General features: G+C 60.1%; 20 protein-coding genes and 2 pseudogenes. 18 read left to right on the top strand and 4 right to left on the bottom strand.

From position 1 onward, the window contains the following. Window positions 1–833 precede the first annotated feature (833 nt). Entirely contained in the window at window positions 834–1,181 is a 348-nt protein-coding gene (locus tag ASD03_RS19990; protein ID WP_057215541.1) for a hypothetical protein, read from the bottom strand. On the opposite strand from ASD03_RS19990, the pseudogene ASD03_RS19985 reads away from it, so the two are divergent. Beyond that, window positions 1,142–2,439: pseudogene (locus ASD03_RS19985) on the top strand (DNA-binding protein); the annotation flags it as partial. The gene ASD03_RS19990 and the pseudogene ASD03_RS19985 sit on opposite strands and share 40 nt — an antisense overlap. Window positions 2,440–2,647: 208 nt before the next feature. Here ASD03_RS19985 and ASD03_RS19980 read toward each other — a convergent pair. Then, window positions 2,648–4,123, bottom strand: a complete 1,476-nt coding sequence (locus ASD03_RS19980) for a transcriptional regulator (protein WP_057215535.1) — start codon at window positions 4,121–4,123, stop codon at window positions 2,648–2,650. Window positions 4,124–4,348: 225 nt separating this feature from the next. Between ASD03_RS19980 and ASD03_RS19975 the strand changes: the two genes are divergently transcribed. Beyond that, window positions 4,349–4,642, top strand: a complete 294-nt coding sequence (locus tag ASD03_RS19975; RefSeq protein ID WP_057215532.1) for a hypothetical protein — start codon at window positions 4,349–4,351, stop codon at window positions 4,640–4,642. A gap of 145 nt (window positions 4,643–4,787) precedes the next feature. Further along, window positions 4,788–5,330, top strand: a complete 543-nt coding sequence (locus ASD03_RS19970) for a transposase (protein ID WP_057215529.1) — start codon at window positions 4,788–4,790, stop codon at window positions 5,328–5,330. Between the two features lie 1,016 nt (window positions 5,331–6,346). Here ASD03_RS19970 and ASD03_RS19965 read toward each other — a convergent pair. Continuing rightward, window positions 6,347–6,871, bottom strand: a pseudogene (locus ASD03_RS19965) (IS630 family transposase); the annotation flags it as partial. 152 nt (window positions 6,872–7,023) lie between these two features. Here ASD03_RS19965 and ASD03_RS19960 point away from each other — a divergent pair. The 7 genes from ASD03_RS19960 to ASD03_RS19930 all read left to right on the top strand — a co-directional run bounded on the left by ASD03_RS19960 (window position 7,024) and on the right by ASD03_RS19930 (window position 13,401). Beyond that, on the top strand, window positions 7,024–8,061 hold the full coding sequence (locus ASD03_RS19960; protein WP_057215523.1) for a substrate-binding domain-containing protein: 1,038 nt from the start codon (window positions 7,024–7,026) through the stop codon (window positions 8,059–8,061). 117 nt (window positions 8,062–8,178) lie between these two features. Next, window positions 8,179–9,324, top strand: coding sequence for a hypothetical protein (locus ASD03_RS19955; protein ID WP_057215521.1), 1,146 nt, complete (start codon window positions 8,179–8,181; stop codon window positions 9,322–9,324). Further along, window positions 9,321–10,082, top strand: coding sequence for an ATP-binding cassette domain-containing protein (locus ASD03_RS19950; RefSeq protein WP_057215518.1), 762 nt, complete (start codon window positions 9,321–9,323; stop codon window positions 10,080–10,082). The genes ASD03_RS19955 and ASD03_RS19950 overlap by 4 nt, the downstream gene beginning before the upstream one ends. 33 nt (window positions 10,083–10,115) lie before the next feature. Continuing rightward, a complete protein-coding gene (locus ASD03_RS19945; protein ID WP_057215515.1) occupies window positions 10,116–10,886 on the top strand; it encodes a glucose 1-dehydrogenase in 771 nt (256 codons plus the stop codon). A 140-nt stretch (window positions 10,887–11,026) separates the two neighbouring features. After that, window positions 11,027–12,184, top strand: a complete 1,158-nt coding sequence (locus ASD03_RS19940) for an ROK family transcriptional regulator (RefSeq protein WP_162250523.1) — start codon at window positions 11,027–11,029, stop codon at window positions 12,182–12,184. Window positions 12,185–12,266: 82 nt separating this feature from the next. After that, complete coding sequence (locus ASD03_RS19935; RefSeq protein ID WP_057215509.1) at window positions 12,267–12,701, top strand: RbsD/FucU domain-containing protein; 435 nt, start codon at window positions 12,267–12,269, stop codon at window positions 12,699–12,701. Between the two features lie 40 nt (window positions 12,702–12,741). Continuing rightward, complete coding sequence (locus ASD03_RS19930) at window positions 12,742–13,401, top strand: HAD-IA family hydrolase (protein WP_057215506.1); 660 nt, start codon at window positions 12,742–12,744, stop codon at window positions 13,399–13,401. A 6-nt stretch (window positions 13,402–13,407) separates the two neighbouring features. Here ASD03_RS19930 and ASD03_RS19925 read toward each other — a convergent pair whose 3' ends face one another. After that, window positions 13,408–14,610, bottom strand: a complete 1,203-nt coding sequence (locus ASD03_RS19925; protein ID WP_057215503.1) for an ROK family transcriptional regulator — start codon at window positions 14,608–14,610, stop codon at window positions 13,408–13,410. 291 nt (window positions 14,611–14,901) lie between these two features. Here ASD03_RS19925 and ASD03_RS19920 point away from each other — a divergent pair, with 291 nt between their 5' ends. From ASD03_RS19920 to ASD03_RS19885, 8 genes are all read left to right on the top strand, one after another. Further along, the gene (locus ASD03_RS19920) at window positions 14,902–16,155 is read left to right on the top strand and encodes an ABC transporter substrate-binding protein (RefSeq protein WP_057215500.1); all 1,254 of its coding nucleotides are present in this window, start codon (window positions 14,902–14,904) and stop codon (window positions 16,153–16,155) included. 98 nt (window positions 16,156–16,253) lie between these two features. After that, a complete protein-coding gene (locus ASD03_RS19915; RefSeq protein WP_057215497.1) occupies window positions 16,254–17,135 on the top strand; it encodes a sugar ABC transporter permease in 882 nt (293 codons plus the stop codon). Between the two features lie 13 nt (window positions 17,136–17,148). Further along, window positions 17,149–18,030 (top strand): carbohydrate ABC transporter permease, encoded by an 882-nt coding sequence (locus ASD03_RS19910; RefSeq protein ID WP_057215758.1) that lies wholly within the window; start codon window positions 17,149–17,151, stop codon window positions 18,028–18,030. 5 nt (window positions 18,031–18,035) lie between these two features. Further along, entirely contained in the window at window positions 18,036–19,127 is a 1,092-nt protein-coding gene (gene ugpC / locus ASD03_RS39135) for a sn-glycerol-3-phosphate ABC transporter ATP-binding protein UgpC (protein ID WP_057215494.1), read from the top strand. Between the two features lie 24 nt (window positions 19,128–19,151). Next, the gene (locus ASD03_RS39130) at window positions 19,152–20,228 is read left to right on the top strand and encodes a Gfo/Idh/MocA family oxidoreductase (protein ID WP_057215491.1); all 1,077 of its coding nucleotides are present in this window, start codon (window positions 19,152–19,154) and stop codon (window positions 20,226–20,228) included. Further along, on the top strand, window positions 20,228–21,061 hold the full coding sequence (locus ASD03_RS19895; RefSeq protein WP_057215488.1) for a sugar phosphate isomerase/epimerase: 834 nt from the start codon (window positions 20,228–20,230) through the stop codon (window positions 21,059–21,061). Before ASD03_RS39130 ends, ASD03_RS19895 begins: the two co-directional genes overlap by 1 nt. Next, a complete protein-coding gene (locus ASD03_RS19890; protein WP_057215485.1) occupies window positions 21,061–21,882 on the top strand; it encodes an alpha/beta hydrolase in 822 nt (273 codons plus the stop codon). The genes ASD03_RS19895 and ASD03_RS19890 overlap by 1 nt, the downstream gene beginning before the upstream one ends. Further along, the gene (locus ASD03_RS19885) at window positions 21,875–22,576 is read left to right on the top strand and encodes a ribulose-phosphate 3-epimerase (RefSeq protein ID WP_057215482.1); all 702 of its coding nucleotides are present in this window, start codon (window positions 21,875–21,877) and stop codon (window positions 22,574–22,576) included. The genes ASD03_RS19890 and ASD03_RS19885 overlap by 8 nt, the downstream gene beginning before the upstream one ends. Window positions 22,577–22,583: the final 7 nt, after the last annotated feature.

The raw sequence follows: 22,583 nt of genomic DNA, 5'->3' as shown, positions 1-22,583 counted from the left end.
CGCCAATCTTCACTGAAGGTGTTATTTGATTGAGGTGACCGTGACTTCCTCCGCCTGGAGGCTGGATATTGAAAGCTCCTCGTAGTGCGTTTCCAATTGTATCGCCCCATCGCGGCTAAGCTTCTTGCCAGACATCGCGTTCGCTTCCCTCTTTTGCTCCCGCGCCTGCTGGAATATGTTCACTATTGCCGCAGCTCTTCAACGCCACGTAGGTGATGATCGTAACATATGGCTATAGATGAGAGGCCGCTGATGATCCCCATATTCTCATCGCCCGAGAGAATTTGCTATTTCTCTTGACCGCCCATATGCCGCCGGTCAAGAGCATGGCGGTCTTCTCTTGGGTGAGGATAAATTACGGACGAAGAGCGCACCACGCTGCGCCACAGCAAATCGGGATAGCCCTTTTAGAGCTCGCATGCGCAATTCAGTCGGCATCATCTCGGCAGTCTGCAGGTCTGGCGAAAGATGGACGAAACCGCAGCTAATGAGTTGCGGTTTCGTGTTGCCACCTCGGTGTGGTGCAAAGAGGCGGAGGCAACTGGGCCAATCTGCCAAGCTGGGGTTAACATCGGGTTGCCAAGAAAATGATCGGCGAAGCCTGGGCCATGTAAATAGACTTGGCGTTATGACTCTGGGAGAGGATTCCAGATAAAGCGGCTTTGTCATCAACCATCCCCCCGCGTCATCGCGCGTGTTGTGGGCGAAGGGTCTGATAGGTCCGATTGTCGGGTATGGCAGGGCAGGCAGGCCCCGACATTCTTCCAGAGGAAGAATGTCGGGGCGAACGTCGCCCGCCTGCCGCGATGGCGGCCGATGTGGTTTATTTGTTTTTATTCGGCCGCGCGCTCGATCGCCTTGGCGAGGCCGTCGGGATCGGTGAAGAAGGGGAGGTGACCCGTCAGGAGCGTGACCGAATTCCGCACTGGCGTGCTGTCGACCATCTTGGCCTGGAAGGTGGGGCTGATGACCTGATCCACGCTGGTGTGGACGTAGACCTTTTTGACCTGGCCGAACCGAGCATCCGTGACATGCACGGGAGTCACCAACGGCGCCACGGGCTCGTCAAGGATGAGGTCCGGGAGCTTCGCCTTCAGAGGCGCCGGACAGTCATTGGCGAAGAGTTCGGCGCGCGCCGAATATTCGACGACTGCGATCCCCCTCTCCTTGTCGATCTGCAAGTGCGGGCCGTGTTCGTCGGCGTCGAGCCCTATGAGGCGGCCGGCGGCGTCACCATGCGCGATCTCTTCCAGTCCGACGATGGGGGCTGGCTGCAGGACCCGGCGCTGCTCGACCGTCTGGTCGCCGAGAAGTTGAAGGCCACGGCCGAGACGATCGCGGCCGAAGGCTGGAAGTGGATCGAGGTCGGCGTCAGCTTCCCCCATGACGCCACGCGGGGCCTTCGCGAGCTACAGGGCGAACCGCTCGACCTCTCGGCCGAGGAACAGGCCACTATCGATGCGCTCAACGCCGAATATCAGAAGCTGGAGGCCGAATATGAAAGCGCCGACGAGCTGCCGGATGAGGTCGATCAACGCCTCGGCGAGATCGAGACGGCGCTTGCCGCCTTCGAGACCCGGCCGGTGCGCTTCGAGGCCGACGACATCGCCCGCGCGGGAGCGTTCGTCAGCATCGCCCATGACGGCAGCCTCGACATCGACCGCGGCTATGTGCGCGCCGAGGACGAGGCCCCGCAATCGAGCGAGGGCGCCACTGTCGCCGACGATGAGCCGCAGGATCCGACCGCGCCGACAGTGCAGCGGGCCGTCATCATGATCGGCGGCCAGCAGATCGAGCCGGAAGACGAGGAAGACGAAACGATCAAGCCGTTGCCCGATCGACTAGTCACTGAGCTGACGGCCCATCGCACGCTCGCGCTGCGCGACGCGGTCGTCAACAATCCGCATGTCGCGATGACGGCGCTTCTGCACAAGCTGGTTTCCGATACCTTCCAGCACCGCATGTTCAAGGGCGCGATGGAGGCCTCCATCAATCACGTGTTCTTCCCCGTACAGGACAAGACGTTGAAGGACAGCCCATCGGCCCGCTCAGTGCATGAACGGCACGAGGGCTGGGCGAGCGACATCCCGGCCGGTGATGACGCGCTGTGGGATTGGCTGGCTGTTCTCGACGACACCAGCCGCATGGCGTTGCTTGTTCATTGCGTCAGCTACGGTGTCAACGCGCTCTACGAGAAACCGAACCCCTATGGTGGCAGCGGACTTTCCCAGCACGGCCTCGACATGGTCGAGGTCGGTTGGCGTCCTACGGTCGGCAACTATCTCGGCCGCGTCACCAAGCCCCGCATTCTCCCAGCCGTTCGCGAAGGCGCCGGCGAGCAGGCCGCGCAGCTCATCGACCACCTGAAGAAGACCGACATGGCCAAACGAGGCCGAACGTCTACTGGCCGACGTGAGGTGGCTGCCTGGCCCTCTACGCCATGTCACGGAGGCCAAAACATCTAACCCAGACGCAAACCGACAGTGGAGACGCTGCTGCAGCGCTTCCTGGCTTCCTCTCGGGCGATGACGAGGAGATCAACGGAGATCGACTTGACGCCGCGGAATAATGTGGTTGCGGAGCGGCCTCCACCGCTCCGTACATCCGAAATCACGCTCTGAACCCAGCTACGATAGGCAACCGGCCACTACTTCGACCTTGGCACCAGCTTGATCTGAGGCGAAAGCCAGGCCTTGTTCCGACTGTTCAAGTCCTGCTGGGTCCATCTTGTCACACTCGCATAGTGCTTGAACGTTTCTCGAAACTCCGGGTCGTCGAAGAAGCCGTTAAGGTCCCAAGAATCGCGGTCAGAAAGCGGAACCGCAAAAACGTAGAGGTATGGGCCAAGGCGAAACTCGCCGATGATATGCGGCAAACGCGACCGCTCGGCTTTGCGCCGGTAGACGATTATTTGCGCCGATGGATTCGGCGGCAGTTCGACGACAGCCGCAGCAACAGCCGGTAGCACCTGATCAGCGTGCTTGCCATACCGCATCCACTCGATCGTTCTGCTCAGATGCTCGAGCTCCTCCTCATCTATGACGGCCAGCACTATCTTGACCAACGCACGATAAACATCGGCAAGGACGATCGGACTGCCTTTGCCAAGACCGACAGAGATGATGTCGGTACCCGCGTCATGAGACATGTGCTTCGAATGGATGTTGAACCGCTTTCCGTCGTGAAAAATCTTGCCTTCGGCGAAGTTCAGTTCGGGTCGTCCCTCGTTCTTCCCGCGCCCCTGAATGCCAAGAAAGGCGCGCTGCAAATCGAGAAAAGCAATCAAAGACGGCTCGGTCACCTCGCCGAAATAGCCGTTGCACTCGTCGCATTCGTCCGCGAGCTTGAGGAAATCGTTGCCCAGGGCGGTCGGGATGGCATGGGCAGCCTTATCGAAGGTCGCCCCCTCCAATTTAGACATCCCGCAGAACCGGCACTGTCGTTCACTGCGGGTTCGACTCCTGATGACGGTATGGCGATCCGTCCGTGGCGACGACATGTCGTACCGATTTAGAAGTGAGCCGAACAGGGCACGGACCCCATCGGTATCGACCGTTTCGTCAGGATGATTCAACCGGTGCAAAAGCTCCTCGCAAGCGAGTTTTTCTGTGGTCGACGCCGGTCGCCCCGGAAGAACGAGGAAATGCTCGCCGTCGATAAGCACCGAGACAAATTTCTTCAGCCTGTGGATCGGCGGTGTCGTGCTCGCGTGCGTCGCGACAAGATCATCAAGCGCCTTCTTCAGCGCAGGCGTCGCGGCCTGAACCGCCGCTATCGACACGGCTCCCTCTACGACCTCTCCAAAAACTGAAAGGACGTCCTGCACCGCAGCCGCGCCTTTGTCGGTGAACTGCAACACCAGTTCACCGGAATTGCCCTCGCTCATGAGGAAGAGCGCAACGCTCAAGAACGAGCCTCCCGGCGTGAAACGAACCCCTCCCTCCTCCAGAACCTCTCTGATCGCAGTAAGATTATTCGCGATCGGGACGCGCAGCCCCTTTTCGAAATCGGCGATCGTCGACACCGCGACTTCCGCGTTGTTCGCCAAATCTCCTTGCGACCATTGGAGCAGCGCGCGCCCCGAACGGACGTGCTCGGCCGTCAGCTCAAATTCCACATCCATTGATTTATCCTATGTCAGTTATTTTCACTGATCTTATAGAAAAAGCTTGATCCAATCAAGCTCGATAGAGCGAGAGGCGAGTCCGGGTCAATCCTGCTCTATCCAGCCGAAAAATTTCAACGGGATCAGCGCCTGGATCGCGTGCGACCGGTCTCGCGGTTTACCTTACAGACGGGCTGAAGGCGGGCACCGTGGGGGTCGCTCCCGAGCGGCACCACGCAATAGATGCTCGCCAATGGGGCCGTTACTTCGATCGGCCTCAAAAGGCCGGGCCTTTCCGTGCTCGATCCGAGCGTCTCAGCGCCCGATGGGCAAGTTCATGCCGAAGTTGCGCGGACCGTCGAGCCGACCTGGTCGCGCGGCGTCGTCAATCCCAAAGCATTGGCGCCATTCTTCGCCTACGGGTGCAAAGTGATCATGTATCACGGCTTCAATGACACCATTCTCGATCCGTATGCGGCAATCGCGGGCTATGCCCGATCAATGAAATTTGGCGCGGTCGTTGCTGGAGGTGCCTGACCCCGGCGAACGGCTGGCTCTCTGCGGAGATGCGTCCGTCTGCACCAGAGCGGACCGCATTCGGGGCGGTTGTGTTAGGAGGGGATTTGTATGACAATAACCATTGTTGATTAAGAACCGAGTGCGCGCGCAGATAGGGAAGAATATGGTCGAAGAGAACAAAGCTGATATCGTGGCAGGTTCGGATCCGGTTGGAGAAGTCAGCCCGAAGCCGGATGCGCAGCCTACGCCCCACTCTAAGCCCGTGGCTAACGCGTCTCAGACGATGAAGGGTAACGCAAAAGTCACAGCTGATGTTAGGGTTAAACCCAGGCCCGCAGCCGCAAAATTCTCAGAGGAAGACAAGGCCGAGAAGCTCAAACGCATTGAACGTCTGGTTCTTGATGGCAAAAGCACGATTAAACAGGCTGCGCAGAAAGTCGGTATTGCAGAGCAAACCTACTACAATTGGAAAAAGGCTGCAGGGCGCGGGGTTGACGTTCAGGGTTCGGCGGAACCCGAAGGGGACGTAAAAGCGGAAAATACGGGTGCCACCGAACTTAACGCAAGTCCAAATGTTCGGCACCAAGCTGATGATTTAGCAGACCTCGTCCAGCTCGAAGCCGAGAATACTCGACTGCGAAAGATGTTGGCCGAGAGATTGCGCGCAGAGAACGTCGAATTGCGCAAGCGGCTGGGGCTTGTCTAGCAGATACCTCGTTGTTAAACCCGCACTCTGCAAGTACGGGGTTTGACACTCCCAGCCCTAGTCTGACCAACGCCAATCACCGTCGAGGTTTTGCGCTCCATATGAGATCAACCAAAAAAACATTCGTCGTCGAGTTCAAAGCATCTCGAAAGACAGCGAGCACAAAAACAAAATCCATTGGGGCGATACGGACCTAAAAGCGTTTGCACGAGAGGCTGAAGTGGAGGCGTGTCTGGTGCCTCCCTTTGATGCACTTTGTGGCGGAGCGGTCAGCGGGAATTCCAAAAATACTCATACTGATCTTATACCTGCTGTGGGCGGCGATCGACCAGCGTTCATAGCTGCCTCGCCTACGCAATTGCCCGACGCAGAAGTTGCCGCGAAACCAAGCAAGGCCCCCATTGTGACGGTTGACGAACCTGTGCCACCAGCGGAATCCTTAGCTCGTCAGGTGGGACCGCCGGTCAACAAAGAAGCGCTGCTCTCTGACCATCGGTCCCTTAACCAAAGGGGTTCGGTGTCGTACGACGGGAGAAGCTTTGGTTGCCAGGCCCCCAATTCGCTCGTCTTGGTTGATGGGGAGGATGGACTTAACCAACTTGAAGCCGAAAACAAGCAACTGAAAGCATTGTTGGCCGAGAAACTCCGCGCTGAGAATGTCCTACTCAAAGAAATGCTTACACGCACGAGGTATGCTTGAAGCCAATGCGCTGACTTCCCGCTTGGTAGGCGCAGGTGACCGGTCCAGCCAATCCGTTCTTCCGTGTATCGCGAAAGTCGAATGCCGACCGGACCACGATTGCGCTGATTCGGGAGAGCGGAAGCGGCGGAGTCCTGGATGTCGCTGAGCCCTGCACACAGCACATCCTCCGATTGGCCAAAACAATCTGCTGGCCGAAGTGTATACCCAGACTGTGTCGGCCCACCATGCACATGGAAAGTCCGCTTTCCTTCCGGCCCGTGTCAAAATCACGCGCGGAAACGGCCTTGTCATCCATAGTACCAACCCTCTTTGATCAGAACTCATCCGTCCATTTTCTTCGTCCGATGGACATGATCTTCCAAGGTTGGTTTTGCAGGGTTCGCCATGCGTGGCAGCAGTGGTCGACGATATCCTCGTAGGATTTGAAGACGCGGTTGGACAACCAGTTATCGCGCATGAACTGCCAGATGTTCTCAACTGGGTTGAGTTCGGGCGAGCGCGGCGGCAATGGCAGGATCGTGATGTTGCCGGGCACAATAAGATTTGCCGACATATGCCAGCCCGCCTGGTCCATGATGAGGACAGCATGGGCATTGTCGGCGACATGGCGGGATATCTCGATCAGATGCTGGTTCATGGCGTGGGTATCACACCAAGGCATGACCAGGGCTGCCGCCTTGCCGAGTCTCGGGGAGATCGCGCCGAAGATGTAGGCGGAACGCGTGCGCTGGTCGTGTGGGGCAAACGGCCTGGAACCACGCCTCGCCCAGCGGCGGGTGATCTTGTTCTTCTGGCCGATCCGCGCCTCGTCCTGGAACCAGATTTCGATCACTCTGCCTCTGGCGTGGCCTCACGCCCATGGGAAAAAGCTTTGTTGACTCTAATATGTATCTGCTTTAAACAAATACAAATAGCAGGGCAGGAGGTCAGGCTAGAGCGTGCCGCAAGGGAGATGGGCGCACGGATATTCACCAAAAAGGGAGGAACGAGATGTCGAAGCTATCGAAGTTGCTTGGTGGCGCCGTCGCAGCCGCCGCGCTGATGAGCGGCGTGGCGTCGGCCAAGGACGCCGTGGGCGTGAGCTGGCGGTATTTCCAGGACGAGCGCTGGAAAATCGACGAGGCCGCCATGAAGTCGGTTTTCGACGGTGCTGACGTCGAATATGTCGGCATCGACGCGCAGGGCGATCCGCAGAAGCAGGCGGCCGATGTCGAAAGTCTCATCGCCCGCGGCGTGAAGGTGCTGATTATCGTCGCTCAGGATGCGAAGGCGATCATCCCCGTCATCGAGTCGGCGAAGCGTGAAAACATCACCGTCATAGCGTACGACGCGCCAATCGACACGGGCGACGTGCTCTACACCAGCTTCGACAACGTCGCCGTCGGCCGCGTGATGGGCGAAGCACTCCTCAAGGCCGTGCCCAAAGGAAACTGGGTCGCCATGGACGGCGATCCGGCGCAGACGATCATGCAGGTCTTCAAGAGCGGCCAGATGCAGGCCGTGCAGGGCGCAGTCGACAATGGTGATATAAAGTTCGTCGCACAGCAGAACGTGGAGCAGTGGAAGCCCGACGTCGCGCAGGCCCTCATGGAACAGGTGCTGACGGCCAATGACAACAAGGTCGACGCCGTCCTCGCCATGAACGACAGCATCGCCAACGGCGTCGCCGCGGCGCTGGCAAGCCAAAATCTTCTCGGAAAGGTCGCCATCTCCGGACAGGACGGCGACAAGAACGTGCTGAACCGGATCGCCAAGGGGCAGCAAACCATGACGGTCTGGAAAGACGCCAATGCGCTCGGAACCGTGGCAGCGAAGGCGGCTGTCGAGATCATCAAGGGCGCCAAGATCGACTCGGTCACCGGCGTGTCGCCCGGCACCACCGACTCCGGCGCGTCGCAACCCGCCATCATCCTCGATCCGATCGCCATCACGCGAGACAACCTCGACCTCGTCGTGCAGTCCGGCTGGATTTCGAAGGACGCGCTTTGCAATGGCGTGACCGAAAATCCGCCGAAGGCGTGCGAATAGGCCGCGACATCTAGGAGTTTTGCAATGACAACGGTGTCCCAGCCCGTGTCCAGTTCAAGCAAGATCCTCCCCCGCTTGCTACGCGCGATCGGGGGAGGGCACGCCGATACGCGCCTGATGGCGATGGTCGGCGTACTCGCCTTGATCTGGCTTTGTGCCAACATTCTCACCGGCGGAGTTTTTCTGTCGCCGCGCAACCTGTTCAACCTGTCGCTTCAGGTGTCGGTCGTCGCCATCATGGCGTCCGGCATGATCCTGGTGATTGTGACCCGCCATATCGATCTGTCGGTCGGTTCTCAAGTCGGCTTTCTTGGCGTTCTCGGCGGTCTCGTTCAAAACTTATGGCTTCCCGACAGCGCCAATGCTTGGTGGCTCGCCAGTCTGGTCATGCTGGGCGGAGGCGTGCTCATCGGCCTCATCCAGGGCGCCCTGGTGGCCTACGCGCGCATACCTTCCTTTGTCGTGACCCTCGGAGGGCTGCTCTTCCTCCGGAACGCGGCCTATGAACTGAACGATGGGACGACCATCGCCCCCCTCAGCGACGCTTTTCAAATACTGGGCGGTGGTCAGAATGGCGTTCTCGGAGGAACGATGAGTTGGGCCTTCGCCTTCGTAGCCACGGGAATTGTCGTGGGAAGCCTGGTGCGCAAGCACCGTCGCAAGCGGCGGCTCGGTATTCAGAAGCCCCTCCAGGTATCCGACTACTTCTCTGCCGCGGTCTGGTGTGCATGCGCCTTCGGTTTCGTCGCGATTATGAACAGCTACAACAGACCGGGCACGGAAGAACCGATGGGGCTGGCGTTTCCCGTTCTGATCCTGATCGCCGTGACGGCGGCGATGACCCTCATAGCCAGACGGCACAGGTTCGGGAGGCACGTGTTTGCTGTCGGAGGAGATCCGCAGAGTGCGCGCCTGACCGGCATCAACACGCAGCGCGTCGTCCTCAAGGTCTTCGCTCTTATGGGACTGCTTTCGGGCCTTGCATCCATCGTTCTGACCGCGAGGCTCAATGCGGCGGCAAGCGGCGCCGGCACAATGATGGAACTCTACGTCATCGCTGCGGCCGTCATCGGCGGAACCTCGCTTGCCGGCGGCGCGGGGACTATCCTGGGGGGATGCGTCGGGGCTCTCATCATGCAGAGCCTGCAGAGTGCCATGGTCCTCCTGGGCATCCCTAGCCCCACGCAAAGCATGGTCCTGGCGGGGGTCCTCGTGTTGGCCGTCTGGATCGATACGATGTGGCGCGAAAGGAGGCCATCATGACGACGCCTTTGCTCGAAGCCCGCAACGTCAACAAGGCATTTGGAGGCGTTCACGCGGTAGAGAACGTCAGCGTCGCGCTGATGCCTGGCGAGGTCGTGGCGCTGCTCGGCCACAACGGCGCGGGGAAGTCCACGTTCATCAAGATGCTCTCGGGGGTCTTTCCGGCGGACAGCGGCGAAATCCTGATCGACGGAAAGCCGGTCGACATCCGCTCGCCGTATGACGCACAGGAACTGGGGATCGAGACGATCCATCAAACGCTGGCGCTCGCCGACAACCTTGACGCCGTCTCCAACCTCTTCCTTGGACGGGAGCAGACTGATCGCTTCGGGTTTCTCGACACGGAAGCGATGGAACACGGCGCGCGGCAGACGATCGAGCGCATGCGCTTGAGAATCCCATCGCTCAACGCTTCGGTCCGTTCGATGTCTGGCGGGCAGCGGCAGGCGGTTGCGATCGCGCGGGCCTTGCATTTCAATGCCCGCATCCTGATCATGGATGAACCCACTGCAGCCTTAGGGCCCGAGGAAACCAAGAATGTTGGCCTGCTCATTCACGAACTGAAGCGGCAGGGACTCGGGATCTTCCTGATAAGCCATGACATGCACGACGTTTTTCAGCTCTCTGACCGAATCACGGTGATGAAGTCAGGGCGGGTCGTCGGTTCATACCCAACGAAGGATCTTACGCAGGACGACGCGCTTGAAATGATTATCTTGGGCCGCAAGCCAGCGAGGTTCGCAGCCGCCACCGCATAGTCAGCGACAATTGAAAGCAAGTGGAATTTCGAAATGACAATCAAAGCACCAAACTTCAGCCTCGATGGCAAGGTCGCGCTGGTAACCGGCGCGGCGCGTGGCATCGGACGAGCCTGTGCGCTCGCATGCGCAGCCGCTGGGGCCGATGTAGTCATCGGCGTTCGCAACGTCGAGGCGGTTGCGGATCTCGTGGCGGAACTTGAGAGCACGGGCCGCCGTGCCCTCGCGGTCGCAATGGATATCTCCGACAGCCGGCAGATCGCACAGGCAGTCGACACCGCGTTGGCCGCCTTCGGGACGATCGATATCCTGGTCAACAACGTCGGCGTGGCGCCTGGCAACCTGGCGGAGCTCGTCGAAGAGAAGGACGTCGATCAGATCCTTAACGTCAACATCAAGGGCACCTTCCTGGTGACCCAGGCCGTCGCACGCCATATGATCGAAAAGAAAAGCGGGCGCATCGTCAACATCAGTTCGCAGGCGGGTACGGTCACACTACGCGGCGAGGCGATCTATTGCATGAGCAAGGCCGCGATCAACCATCTGAGCCGCTGCCTCGCGGCCGAATGGGCCCAGTACGGGATCACCGTCAATACGGTCGCGCCCACCTTCATTTGGACGGACTCGACGCGGCCAGTGCTTGCGGATCCGGATTTCCACAGTCGGACGGTGGGCCATATTCCACTTGGCCGCATCGGTGATACCGACGACGTCGTTGGGGCGGTGGTCTATCTCGCCTCGCCTGCGGCTTCGTTGGTGACGGGCGCAAATCTGCTTGTCGACGGCGGATGGTCAATCGCGTGACGTCATCGCTTGGAGGGTAACCTTTGCTTGCGTTCGGGCATCTGATAGTTCGTCAGAACATGTCGTCGGCAGCGATTCGAATGAGCTGCCGACATCCTACGATGGCTCCTGACTGACACATGGTGTCCCTGGGAGGAACGTTGACGACGAACAGTGTGCTACGACACATGAACGCGGTCCGTTGCCTGCGCGTCCTGCGCCGGGACGTGTCCCTGTCGCGCGCCGACATCGCGCGTGAATTGAACGTGACGCGTGCTACCGTCGGCAACTCGATCAAGCAACTCCTTGCCGAGAAGCTCGTCATCGATCTCAACGAGAGCGCAGAGGCAAGCGGTGCGGGGCGTCCAGGCGCCCTCGTATCCCTTAATCCGACGGGTGCATATTTCATCGGACTGGACATATCTTCGGCTGAAATAAACGCCGTTCTCGTCGACTTCTCGATGCGTGTCGTGGCCAAAAGGATCGTATCTATCGCGGACCGCTACCAAGATCCCGACCGGGTGATCGCGCTGCTCGCGACCTTGCCGAAAGAACTCATAGAAAATTCGAAGGTGCGCGCCTCACGAGTTAGGGGCGTTTGCATCTCCGTGCCCGGCATTGTCCGGGAGGGCAAGATTATCTCGGCGCCCTGGCTCGATTGGCGGGACGTCGACGTCGTGGCAGCAATGGCCGAATCCATGCATCCCCTGCACAAGATCCACATCTGCAATGACGCTGTCGCCCTCGCGAGCGCTGTGGCCACGGATGCGGGGGAGGGCGATCTGAGCGATGCGCTCCTACTGCTGCTTGCCCAGGGCATTGGCAGTGCGCACCTACGGCAAGGCCGGGTCATTGAAGGTGCGCATGGACTTGGTGGGGAAGTCGGGCACATGGTTATGGGCGCTCGGCCGCAGATGGCGGCGACGCACACCTTCGAAATCCTCGCCGGTTACCAGAAGTTCTTGCCCTTCATCGACCAGGCGAATCCGATCCCTGAGGGGTTGGCGCGTCTGGCGTCGCTCGGAAGCTCGCCGGAGTTCGACAACGCGCTCGACGAGTGGGGGGCGGCGCTTGCCACCGGTTTCCTCAACCTCATCCACATTCTCGACCCCAAGACGATCGTCCTCGGCGGTCCGCTTGCTGTGCTATACCCCAGGGTCGCCTCTAGAGTGGAGGCATTGGTGGCTGGAAACCTCGTTCACGGGTTCGAGGTTCCGCCCATTTCCGTTGCGAAATTCGGTGGCGACGGTGCGGCCATCGGCGCTGCAGCGCTTTTGCGCGAAAGCCTTTTCGACCTTCCGGAACTGCCCGCAATTTAGATGTCTGACGCACAAAGTCGTTTGACAGCATATTTGTATTTGTATAAAGCAAAAGCAAATAAACTCTGAGGAGGAAGAACCAATGCTGAAGCGCATCGACCCCATTCTGTCGCCCGAACTGCTCTACTCCCTGAGGGCAATGGGGCATCGACATGACGTCGCGATCGTCGACGCCAACTTTCCATGTGACGGGGGAGACGACCGCCTCATCCGCCTCGATGGCGTCGATGGCCCACGCGTCCTCGAGGCCATCATGGGAGTGTTTCCTCTCGAAGAGCAGGAGCCGCATGTGGCCTGGCGCATGATCGCAGAAAACGACCCGGCAAAAATACTGCCGGTATTCAAGGACTACGCCGCCGTTCTCGAAAAGAGCGAAGGAAGGGCGATCGAGTTGACCGCGGTCGAGCCGGATAACTTCAAGGATCGCGTGCGGGCGGCCCATACGGTCGTCGTCACCGGGGAACGACGCTTCTACGGCGGCGTCATCCTGCGCAAGGGGGTTATCGCTCCGGAATGAGGAGTGAGAGCCTGAAGAAAACCTGATCCGAACGTGAACCATGGCTGACCTTTCTTTCGATGACACATTCGAGGCCTTCCTTTTCGATATGGACGGCACCATCCTCAATTCGATAGCCGCGGCGGAGCGCGTGTGGGGGGCCTGGTTCGGAAAGTTCGGACTTGATCCTGACGTCTACCTTCCAACCATTCATGGGAGGAGGGCGTCGGAGACGATCGCGTCTCTCGGGCTGCCTCACGTCGACGCGGAGGCCGAGGCGTCGGCCATCACGCTGGCCGAAATCGCCGAGGTCGCAGGGGTGATGCCCATTCCGGGGGCGCCACTCTTCCTCAACAGTCTGCCTCCACGCAAGTGGGCCGTCGTGACATCTGCTCCATTGGCCCTGGCAAGAACAAGGCTGGAGGCGGCGGGATTGCCGGCGCCGGCCATCTTGGTGACGGCTGAGGACGTCCAGAGGGGAAAGCCTGCGCCGGACTGTTTCATCCTCGCGGCCGAGCGGCTGGCTGTGAATCCTGCGCGCTGTCTGGTTTTCGAAGATGCGGAGGCCGGAATCGCCGCCGCAGTTACAGCCGGTTGCAAGGTTATGGTTGTGACCGAGACCCACAAACACGCTTTTGAAAGCGCCCACAACCAAATTGGAAATTATCAGCACGTCCGCCCCGAAATCCTCCGCGGAGGACTCGGCTTGACCCGCATCTAATGGCTCTCAGCGACCCGACGATGTGCGGTTACGGCGATAGATTAACTCTTCGTCGACCGAAAGCATTCGTTTGTGCAGCATCGAGGCGCCTCCAATCGCGGGTCCCTCCGGGCCCAGCTTGGACAAGCGGATCTCCGGGATCGGGTGCTCGTCGAGCAGATTCTGGCGAACATTGTCCATGACCTCGTCGCGGCACAAGTCATAGAGCATCGCGACGGGGCCGCCGAGCACAATTCGTGCCGGGTTGAAAATGCTTGTCAGCGTCGCAACACCACGGCCAAGGTAAAACGACCAATCCGTCAGCGTCGACAGTGCCGCGCGCTCCTTCCGCCGAGCTGCGCTTGCGAACGCGTCGATGTCGCTGGCGGATCCTCCATGAAAGCGGTAGCGGGCGAGAACCGCCTCGCGGCCGATGAAGCTCTCGAAGGATCCGGAGATGGTCGCAAGCTCGACGAAGCCTTCGTCTCCAAGGATGATGTGGCCAAGCTCCCCGGCATAACCGTCCTGCCCGTGCAACAATTGCCCTGAGTTGACGATCGCGCCGCCGACGCCGGCGTCGAGGAAGATGTAAATTTCCGTGTCTGTGCTCTCGTCCTTCGAGCGGTACATCTCCGCCATTGCGAAGGCATTGGCATCGTTTTCCGCGGCAAGCAGCAGATCTTCGGGAAGCATTTCCTCCAGTTTGTCGAGAATCGGTTCCTGCCGCCATCCAAGGATCGGTGCGCGTAGGATCGTTCCAGTCCGATCAATGACGCCGGGCGCCGTCAGACACAGACCTCGGACCTTATGCGTCTGCGACAAGCTCTTGGTGAGCGATTTTACGGTCCTGACCAATTGCTGAATGATGCGTTCGGGATCGGCGTCAGCTAGGTCGAAGGTCGATTGAGACTGAGCGACGACCCGTGCCTCCATGTCGAGCGCCACGACCGTAAGACGACCGACGCCGATGTCCGCGCCGATAAAAACGCCGTAGTTGGAGTTGAGCCGAACGAACGTGCCAGGGCGTCCGGTGCCCGCGCTCTTGTCGTCTTCCGAATTGTCTTCGACAAGCAATCCTTCTTCGGTGAGGCTCGCCACAATGCTGCTGGCGGTCGACCGCGTAAGTCCAAGCTCACGGGCGATGTTGGCGCGGCTGACCTTGCCTTGCCGAAAGACGACATCGAGCACCCTGACTTCGTTGATGTGCCTGACGGCGCTCGGCATGGACATGGACTGCTCCGACTAGGTTGGGCCCGCGAGACTGGAGGCGAATCCGCGTGGGATCGCTTTTCCCCGAAAGCATATAGTCATTTCAGCCGCGACTGTCGCCGATTTTGCGGCTTTCAACTTTGTCGACCAACTCGACCGTGGCGGGGCCGTTTCCGTTCACTTTTTTGTTCGCGGCCCATCGAACCAAGTTGACACGGTCGCGTCAATATGTTTGTTTTCAATCCAAACAAACGGAGAGGAGAAACCGTCTGTTTGCAAGGCGGCATGGGGCCGCTCCACGGGAGGAACTAAATGAAATCAACCTTCAAATCACTGGCCGTCGCCGCGGTGCTCAGCGCTTCGGTGTCCGGCTTCGCCTTCGCGCAGGACAGCGTCGAGGTGTTGCACTGGTGGACCTCCGGCGGCGAAGCCGCCGCCGTCGGCGTCTTGAAGGATGACCTTCAGAAGCAAGGCGTAGGCTGGCAGGACATGCCTGTCGCGGGCGGCGGCGGCGAGGCGGCCAACACGGCCCTGAAGGCGCGGGTGACTTCCGGCAATCCGCCGACAGCGGCGCAGTTGCTCGGCATGGCGGTTAACGAATGGTCGGAGGAGGGGCTCCTCGGCGATCTGACTGCTGTCGCCGACCAGGAAGGCTGGGACAAGGTCGTGCCCGACGAGATCAAGAACTTCGCCGTGCACGACGGCAAGTGGCAGGCCGTGCCGGTCAACATCCACCGTCCGAACTGGCTCTGGATCAACGCGAAGGTCTTCAAGGACAACGGTCTGGAGCCGCCGAAGACCTGGGACGAATTCAACGCGGTCGCGGACAAGCTAAAGGAAAAGGGCATCGTTCCCCTCGCCCACGGAGGGCAGCCGTGGCAGGACACGACGGTCTTCGACGACGTCGTTCTCGGGATCGGCGGTCCGGAGTTCTACAAGAAGGCCATCCTCGAATTGGATGACGCTGCGCTGCAGTCGGACACCATGGTCAAAGTCTTTGACCAGATGCGCAAGATCCGCGGCTATGTCGATCCGAACTTCTCCGGCCGGGATTGGAACCTCGCCACCGCGATGGTTCTCAAGGGCGAGGCGGCCATGCAGCTCATGGGCGATTGGGCCAAGGGCGAAATCGTCAAGGCCAACCTCACGCCGGGCGTTGATATCCTCTGCGTCACGGCGCCCGGCACTGAAGGGTCGTTCCTGTTCAACACCGACTTCTTCACCATGTTCCCGGTGGGGGACAGCAAGCTTGCAGCCCAGAACAAGCTCGCGGCGAGCGTGATGTCCCCGAGTTTCCAGGAGGCGTTCAATTTGGTGAAGGGGTCGATCCCGGCTCGAACAGACGTCTCAGGCGACAAGTTCGACGCCTGCGCACAGAAGTCCATGGCCGATCTCAAGAGCGCCGTTTCATCCGGGACGCTTCTGGGCTCGCTCGCACACGGCCATGCTGAGCCGGCAGGCATTCAGCGCGCCATGTTCGACGTCGTCACGCAGCACTTCAACTCCGACATGTCGTCTAAGGACGCTGTCGCGGCGCTTGTGACTGCGATTAACGCCGCCAGATAAAGATCCTCCCAGGAGTTGGTCGCACCATAACGGCGACCAACTCTTGCGCGGCACCAGTCGTCTAGGCGGCTGGTGCCGCTGACATCGGGCACAAAACAATGACTCTTTCCAAACGTATAAAGGCCACGCTGCCGGTATTCGTCCTTTCGCCGTCGTTGGCGGCGATCTCGATCTGCGTTTATGGCTTCATCGCCTATACCGCGCTTCTTTCCTTCACCGGATCGAAGATGTTCGCCAAGTTCGATTTTGTAGGCTGGCGGCAGTACGAACGGCTCTTCGACAATCCGCGCTGGATCACCGCGATTGAAAACATGGCGATCTTCGGCGGCCTCTACGTCGTGGTCGCGACCTGTCTCGGCCTCTACATTGCCATCCTAATTGATCAGAAAATTCGGTTGGAAGGCGTGTTCCGCGCGATCTTCCTCTATCCGATGGCGCTGTCTTTCGTGGTCACCGGGGTGATCTGGCAATGGCTTCTCAATCCCGGTCTAGGGCTTGAGCATATGATGCGCAGCCTTGGCTGGCAGTCATTCACTTTCCAATGGTTGGTGGATCCGGACTGGGCCATCTACACGATTGTCATAGCGGGCGTGTGGCAGGTCACCGGTTTCGTCATGGCGCTGTTCCTGGCAGGTCTTCGCGGGGTCGACACGGAGATACTGCGCGCGGCGCGCGTCGATGGCGCCCCCATTCACAAGGTATACACGCGCATCGTCATTCCGGCTCTTCGGCCCGTTTTCCTGACCGCGTTCGTCATCGAAGCCCATCTTGCCATCAAGAGCTACGACCTCGTCGTGGCTCTTACCAAGGGCGGGCCAGGCGTGTCGACGGAACTACCCTCGACATTCATGTACTCGATGACCTTCACCCGCAACGAACTTGGCGTGGGCGCGGCCAGTGCGACCGTCATGCTGACGAGCCTTGCCGCCATCATTGTCCCCTATCTCTATTCGGAGCTGCGCGATGACCGCCGTGCCTGACAGCAACTTTGCGATGGCTCTCGTGCGCCCGCGATCGCTGAACCCCACTAAGATGTTCGGCCGCATCTTCGTCTATGGCTGCCTGGTCGTGCTCGCCGCTTTATTTCTCGCGCCGCTGGCCTCGATGGTCATGACTTCGCTGAAGAGCATGGACGAAATCCGCAGCGGCACCCTTCTTTCCGTACCGCAGGCCCCCACGATCGAAGCATGGGTGTCCGTATGGAGTTCGGCATGTATCAGTGTCGCCTGCGGCGGTCTTAAGGGCTACTTCGGCAACTCGTTCCTGATCGCCGTCCCGGCGACACTGATATCGGTCGGTCTCGGCGCGTTGAATGGCTACGTCTTTTCCACTTGGCGGTTCCGAGGAGACAACGTGCTTTTCGGACTGATCCTGTTCGGCTGCTTCATTCCGTTTCAGATCGTGCTTATCCCGATGGCCGGGCTGCTCGGCATGCTCGGTCTCGCGGGCACCATTCAGGGGCTTGTGCTGGTGCACGTCGTGTATGGCGTTTGCTTCACCACCATGTTCTTCCGCAACTACTTCGTGACCGTGCCGGCCGAAATCTTCAAGGCGGCTCGGGTCGACGGCGCGGGTTTTTGGGCGATCTTCTTTCGCATCCTGCTGCCGATTTCGTGGCCAATCGTCATGGTGTCGATCATCTGGCAGTTTACCGGAGTTTGGAATGACTTCCTCTTCGGCGTCTCCTTTGCCGCCGGCTCCAACCAACCGGTGACCGTCGCCGTCAACAATCTCGTCAACACCTCGACCGGGACCAAGGCTTACAACGAGGACATGGCGGCCGCGATGATCGCAGCCCTGCCGACCATCATCATCTATGTGGCCGCGGGCCGCTACTTCCTTCGTGGCCTGATGGCCGGCGCAGTCAAAGGATAATGCCCATGGCCAATCTCGCCATCAACCATGTGACCAAAAGCTTCGGAAGCCTAGCCGTTCTGAAGGACATAAAGATCTCAATCGACGACGGAGAGTTCCTGGTCCTCGTCGGACCCTCGGGATGTGGAAAGTCCACCCTGCTCTCGATCATCGCCGGGTTGGAGGAACACACGTCCGGGACCATCACGATCGATGGCAGGCCAGTGGACGGTCTGGAGCCGAAGGAACGTGACATCGCGATGGTGTTTCAATCCTACGCGCTCTATCCGGCGATGACTGTCGAACAGAACATCGGCTTCTCGCTGGAAATGAGCAAGATGCCGAAAGCCGAGCGCGTCGAGCGCGTCGGGAGGGTTGCGGACCTGCTCCAGATAAGCCATCTGCTCGAGCGCCGCCCCGGCCAACTTTCCGGTGGCCAGCGTCAGCGCGTGGCTATGGGACGCGCATTGGTGCGCGAGCCGAAGATCTTTCTCTTCGACGAGCCACTTTCCAACCTCGACGCCAAGCTCCGTGTCGAGATGCGCACCGAGATCAAGAGGCTCCATCAACGGCTCGGCGCCACCATTGTCTACGTTACGCACGATCAGATCGAGGCGATGACGATGGCTACGCGCATCGCCGTGATGAAGGACGGCGTGCTGCAGCAATTCGGCACGCCCGAAGACATCTATGACCGACCCGCCAATGTCTTCGTCGCTACGTTCATGGGATCGCCGCCGATGAACCTTCTACCCGCAACCGTGGTTGAAGGGGCGTCGGGCCTGCGGCTGAGCCTGAAGGAAGCGGACGTTTCCCTGCCGTTGCCTGCTTCAGTGACGGCGCGATTGGCGACTGGCAGCGACGTACTTCTCGGCTTGCGGCCGGAATGGATTTCGCTCGCGACGGAGGGAGCGTCTGCCAACCCGACGCTTACGCTGCATGTCGACGTAATAGAGCCGACCGGCCCGGACGTGTTTGTCGCTCTTCGTGCAGGTGAGCGCGAGATCATGGCGCGCCTGCCGACGGGCACACCGATCCGCGCCGGTGAAAAGCGGGCCTTCGCGCTTGATCTTTCGAAGGCAGTTGTCTTCGACGCCGATACCGGCATCGCCCATTAAAAACTCAGTTTCAGGGACAAACCAATGCCAGCAAAACAGGAAAGACGTCTTCGCGTGGGAGTACTGGGAGCCGGGCAGATCGCCCAGGCCGCCCACTTCGAGGCATGTACAAAAGCCGCCAACGCCGACCTCTATGCGATCTGCGACGTTGCGGACGATCTGCGCGAGCGGATGGTCATCACCCATGGGGCTCAGAAATCCTACAACGACTATGATCTGATGCTCGCCGATCCGGAACTCGACGCCGTCATTATCGCAACTGCCGACGCGTTCCATGTTCCCGCCTCGATACGCGCGCTGGAAGCGGGCAAGCACGTGCTGTGCGAGAAGCCCGTCGGCGTGACCGTCGAGGAATGCCTCGATCTGAAATCAGCCGTCCAAAGGTCCGGCAAGGTCCTCCAGGTTGGTCATATGAAGCGCTTCGACGCAGGGCTCCAGGCGGCCAAGTCGTTCATCCGTGACGAGATGGGCGACATGATCGCGCTGAAGGCCTGGTATTGTGACAACACCCACCGCTATCCGATGACAGATGCCGTCCAGCCGCTGATTGTGACCAGTTCGAATGCCAAGCGTCCGTCCACAAACCCCAAGGCGGATCTTCGCCGATACTACATGCTGGCGCACGGCTGCCATCTGATTGATACGGCCCGATACTTCGCCGGCGACATCGTTGCCGTAAATGCGCGCCTCTCGGAGCGCTCGGGTATCTGGTGCTGGTTCGTGGACGTCGAATTCGCCTCCGGCACGCTCGGCCATCTCGATTTGACCGTCCAAGTGCGTATGGACTGGCATGAAGGTTTCCAGATCTACGGCAAGAACGGCAGCATCCTCGGTAAGACCTACAATCCCTGGTACTACAAATCGAGTGAAGTCGACATATTCCGCGAGGCGGACGGCGCCACCCATCGTGTGCTGGGCGCGGACGGCCATTTCTATCGTCGTCAGGTCGAAGGCTTCGCGCGCAGCGTTCTGGACGGCGCGATTCTCGAAGGGGCGAACATCGACGACGGCGTCGCCTCCGTTCAGGCGATGGTCGCGATCGCTCGGTCGGCCGAGACCGGGAAGCGCGTCGCGCTGGCGGACGTTTCAGGTGGTGTGTGATGAAGCTTGGTATTTTCGCAAAGACGTTCGAAGGCACTGATCCCCGTGTAGTGCTCCAGTCTGTCGCAGCCGCAGGCTATGCGGGCGCGCAGTATAACATGGCCTGCTCCGGCCTTCCTTCATTGCCAGACGAGATTTCCGACGGTCAGGCCCAGGCGGTGGCTGAGGCCGCCAAGGCCTGCGGCGTGGAGGTGGTGGCGGTGTCCGGCACCTACAACATGATCCACCCGGACCGAGCTTTGCGCGCGGCGGGCCATGAGAGGCTCGAGGTGCTTGCACGCCATTGCGCGAGGATGTCGACACGTCTCATCACGCTTTGCACCGGTACGCGTGACCCGATCGACCAGTGGAAGGAGCATCCCGACAACGACACGGCCGAGGCGTGGCGCGACCTTCTCGCGGCTATGGAGACGGCTGTTGACATCGCCGAACGGTACGACGTCTATCTCGGGATAGAACCGGAACTGGCCAACGTCGTGAATTCAGCGGAAAAGGCGCGGTCGCTGATCGACGAGGTGAAAAGCTCACGTATCAAGGTCGTGCTCGATCCCGCCAATCTTTTCGAAGTGGCGAGCCTCGATGAACAACGTAAGGTCGTCTCGCACGCAGTCGACCGCCTGGCCGATCGCATCGTCATGGCACATGCCAAGGACCGCAATCCAGACGGGACTTTCGCCACCGCAGGAAAAGGTGTTCTCGACTACGCCCACTATCTGGGATGCCTGAGGGCCATCGGCTTCAACGGCAGCCTCGTCACCCACGGTCTGTCGGCCAGCGAAGCAGCAGGAGTTGCATCTTTCTTGACGCAACACCTTCAGGACGGAGCAGGCTGATGAGCAAGGCCATCTCTCCGTTCAAGACCGCTGACGGAACCGTTTTGAACGTCGATACGGCTGGCGAAGGACAGGCTGTCATATTCCAACATGGTCTGTGCGGCGACGCGGGCCAAACGGATGAAGCATTCCCGGCGAAACCTGGCTTGCGCCGCATCACGGTCGAGGCCCGCGGGCACGGCCGCTCGCAGGCGGGTCCTCTCGACAGCCTGTCGATCGCCACGTTCGCCGACGACCTTGCTACCTACATCGAGCAGCACTTCCCTGATCCGGTGGTGGTCGGCGGTATTTCGATGGGAGCGGCGATCTCGCTGCGCCTTGCCGTCAAGCGGCCGGATCTCGTCAAGGGGCTGGTCATCGCCCGACCAGCCTGGGTGATCGAAGCGGCGCCAGCGAACATGGCGCCCAACGCCAAGGTTGGTCGACTATTGAAGACGATGCTGCCGCAAGAGGCGAGGGCGGCCTTTCTGGCCAGCGCCCACGGTCGCAGCCTCGCCGCCGAGGCGCCGGATAATCTGGCGTCGCTAGAGGGGTTCTTTACGCGTGCTCCCATCGAAGTGACCGCGGCGCTTCTGTCGGCGATCTCGGCGGACGGACCGGGCGTGACCGAGGAAGAAGTCCGCGCTCTCGACATGCCAGCGCTGGTGATCGGCCATGAGAGGGACCTTATCCATCCGCTCGGGCATGGGCGCGCTCTCGCCCAAATGATACCTGGAGCGCGCCTCGTAGAAATCACACCGAAAGTCGAGAGCCGGGAGAAATACGTCTCCGATTTTCGCCTCGCACTGGCCAGTTTCCTAGAGAGCCTGAGACATGACTAGACCTGAAAAGAATTGGATCGCCAACCTTCCGCAGAACCGGCTGATAGCAGAATTTTCAGTATGGTCGGCAGACCTGACGCGTCTGGCCGACGACCTTGCTCGCGGCGAGCCTTTCGCCGACATTCTGCACATCGACGTCGCCGACGGCCATTTCGCGCCGGCCATGTTGTTCTTTCCCGATCTTGTCGCAGGCGTGCGCAGAGTTTCCGCACGCCCGATCCATGTCCACCTGATGGTCGCAGACAGCATCCTTCTCTCCCAAGTCGAGCAGTTCGCCGATGCCGGCAGCGATCTCATCAGCATCCATGTCGAAAACGAAGCCGTGGCGGATGCCGCGCTCGACCTGCTGGATCGGCGTAACGTTGCCGCAGGCATGGTGATCAAGGTGGAAACGCCCGTTGAGCGGGTGGCGAGGTTCGCATCCCGGCTAAGTTTCATCACGCTCCTCGGGACCGCGATTGGCGTCAAAGGCCAAGGACTGGACGAGAGGGCCGGACCGCGCTTGCAACAAGCTGGCAAGATCATTGCCGATTGCGGTGCGACGCACCGCGTCGTCCTGGCCGCCGACGGGGGCATTCGCGAACACACAGTGCCGCTGCTTCGCCAGGCCGGCGCGGAGACGGTTGTGCTTGGCTCCCTGGCTTTCAACGCCCCGTCGCTCGAAGAGCGAATGGGTTGGCTACACGCACTCTAACGCACGG

This window comes from Ensifer sp. Root127, from assembly GCF_001425225.1.
Lineage (GTDB): Bacteria > Pseudomonadota > Alphaproteobacteria > Rhizobiales > Rhizobiaceae > Ensifer > Ensifer canadensis.
Note: the sequence above shows the minus strand (reverse complement) of the source record. Positions and strands in the feature narration are given on the sequence as shown.

What these genes read in the sequence shown, in the direction of transcription:
- ASD03_RS19955 (WP_057215521.1), top strand. Translation starts at nt 8,179, where the DNA reads ATGGCGATGGTCGGCGTACTCGCCTTGATCTGGCTTTGTGCCAACATT.
- ASD03_RS39130 (WP_057215491.1), top strand. Translation starts at nt 19,152, where the DNA reads ATGCCAGCAAAACAGGAAAGACGTCTTCGCGTGGGAGTACTGGGAGCC.
- ASD03_RS19945 (WP_057215515.1), top strand. Translation starts at nt 10,116, where the DNA reads ATGACAATCAAAGCACCAAACTTCAGCCTCGATGGCAAGGTCGCGCTG.
- ASD03_RS19975 (WP_057215532.1), top strand. Translation starts at nt 4,349, where the DNA reads ATGCTCGCCAATGGGGCCGTTACTTCGATCGGCCTCAAAAGGCCGGGC.
- ugpC (WP_057215494.1), top strand. Translation starts at nt 18,036, where the DNA reads ATGGCCAATCTCGCCATCAACCATGTGACCAAAAGCTTCGGAAGCCTA.
- ASD03_RS19915 (WP_057215497.1), top strand. Translation starts at nt 16,254, where the DNA reads ATGACTCTTTCCAAACGTATAAAGGCCACGCTGCCGGTATTCGTCCTT.
- ASD03_RS19930 (WP_057215506.1), top strand. Translation starts at nt 12,742, where the DNA reads ATGGCTGACCTTTCTTTCGATGACACATTCGAGGCCTTCCTTTTCGAT.
- ASD03_RS19960 (WP_057215523.1), top strand. Translation starts at nt 7,024, where the DNA reads ATGTCGAAGCTATCGAAGTTGCTTGGTGGCGCCGTCGCAGCCGCCGCG.
- ASD03_RS19885 (WP_057215482.1), top strand. Translation starts at nt 21,875, where the DNA reads ATGACTAGACCTGAAAAGAATTGGATCGCCAACCTTCCGCAGAACCGG.
- ASD03_RS19925 (WP_057215503.1), bottom strand. Translation starts at nt 14,610, where the DNA reads ATGTCCATGCCGAGCGCCGTCAGGCACATCAACGAAGTCAGGGTGCTC.
- ASD03_RS19910 (WP_057215758.1), top strand. Translation starts at nt 17,149, where the DNA reads ATGGCTCTCGTGCGCCCGCGATCGCTGAACCCCACTAAGATGTTCGGC.
- ASD03_RS19970 (WP_057215529.1), top strand. Translation starts at nt 4,788, where the DNA reads ATGGTCGAAGAGAACAAAGCTGATATCGTGGCAGGTTCGGATCCGGTT.
- ASD03_RS19950 (WP_057215518.1), top strand. Translation starts at nt 9,321, where the DNA reads ATGACGACGCCTTTGCTCGAAGCCCGCAACGTCAACAAGGCATTTGGA.
- ASD03_RS19890 (WP_057215485.1), top strand. Translation starts at nt 21,061, where the DNA reads ATGAGCAAGGCCATCTCTCCGTTCAAGACCGCTGACGGAACCGTTTTG.
- ASD03_RS19980 (WP_057215535.1), bottom strand. Translation starts at nt 4,123, where the DNA reads ATGGATGTGGAATTTGAGCTGACGGCCGAGCACGTCCGTTCGGGGCGC.
- ASD03_RS19895 (WP_057215488.1), top strand. Translation starts at nt 20,228, where the DNA reads ATGAAGCTTGGTATTTTCGCAAAGACGTTCGAAGGCACTGATCCCCGT.
- ASD03_RS19920 (WP_057215500.1), top strand. Translation starts at nt 14,902, where the DNA reads ATGAAATCAACCTTCAAATCACTGGCCGTCGCCGCGGTGCTCAGCGCT.
- ASD03_RS19935 (WP_057215509.1), top strand. Translation starts at nt 12,267, where the DNA reads ATGCTGAAGCGCATCGACCCCATTCTGTCGCCCGAACTGCTCTACTCC.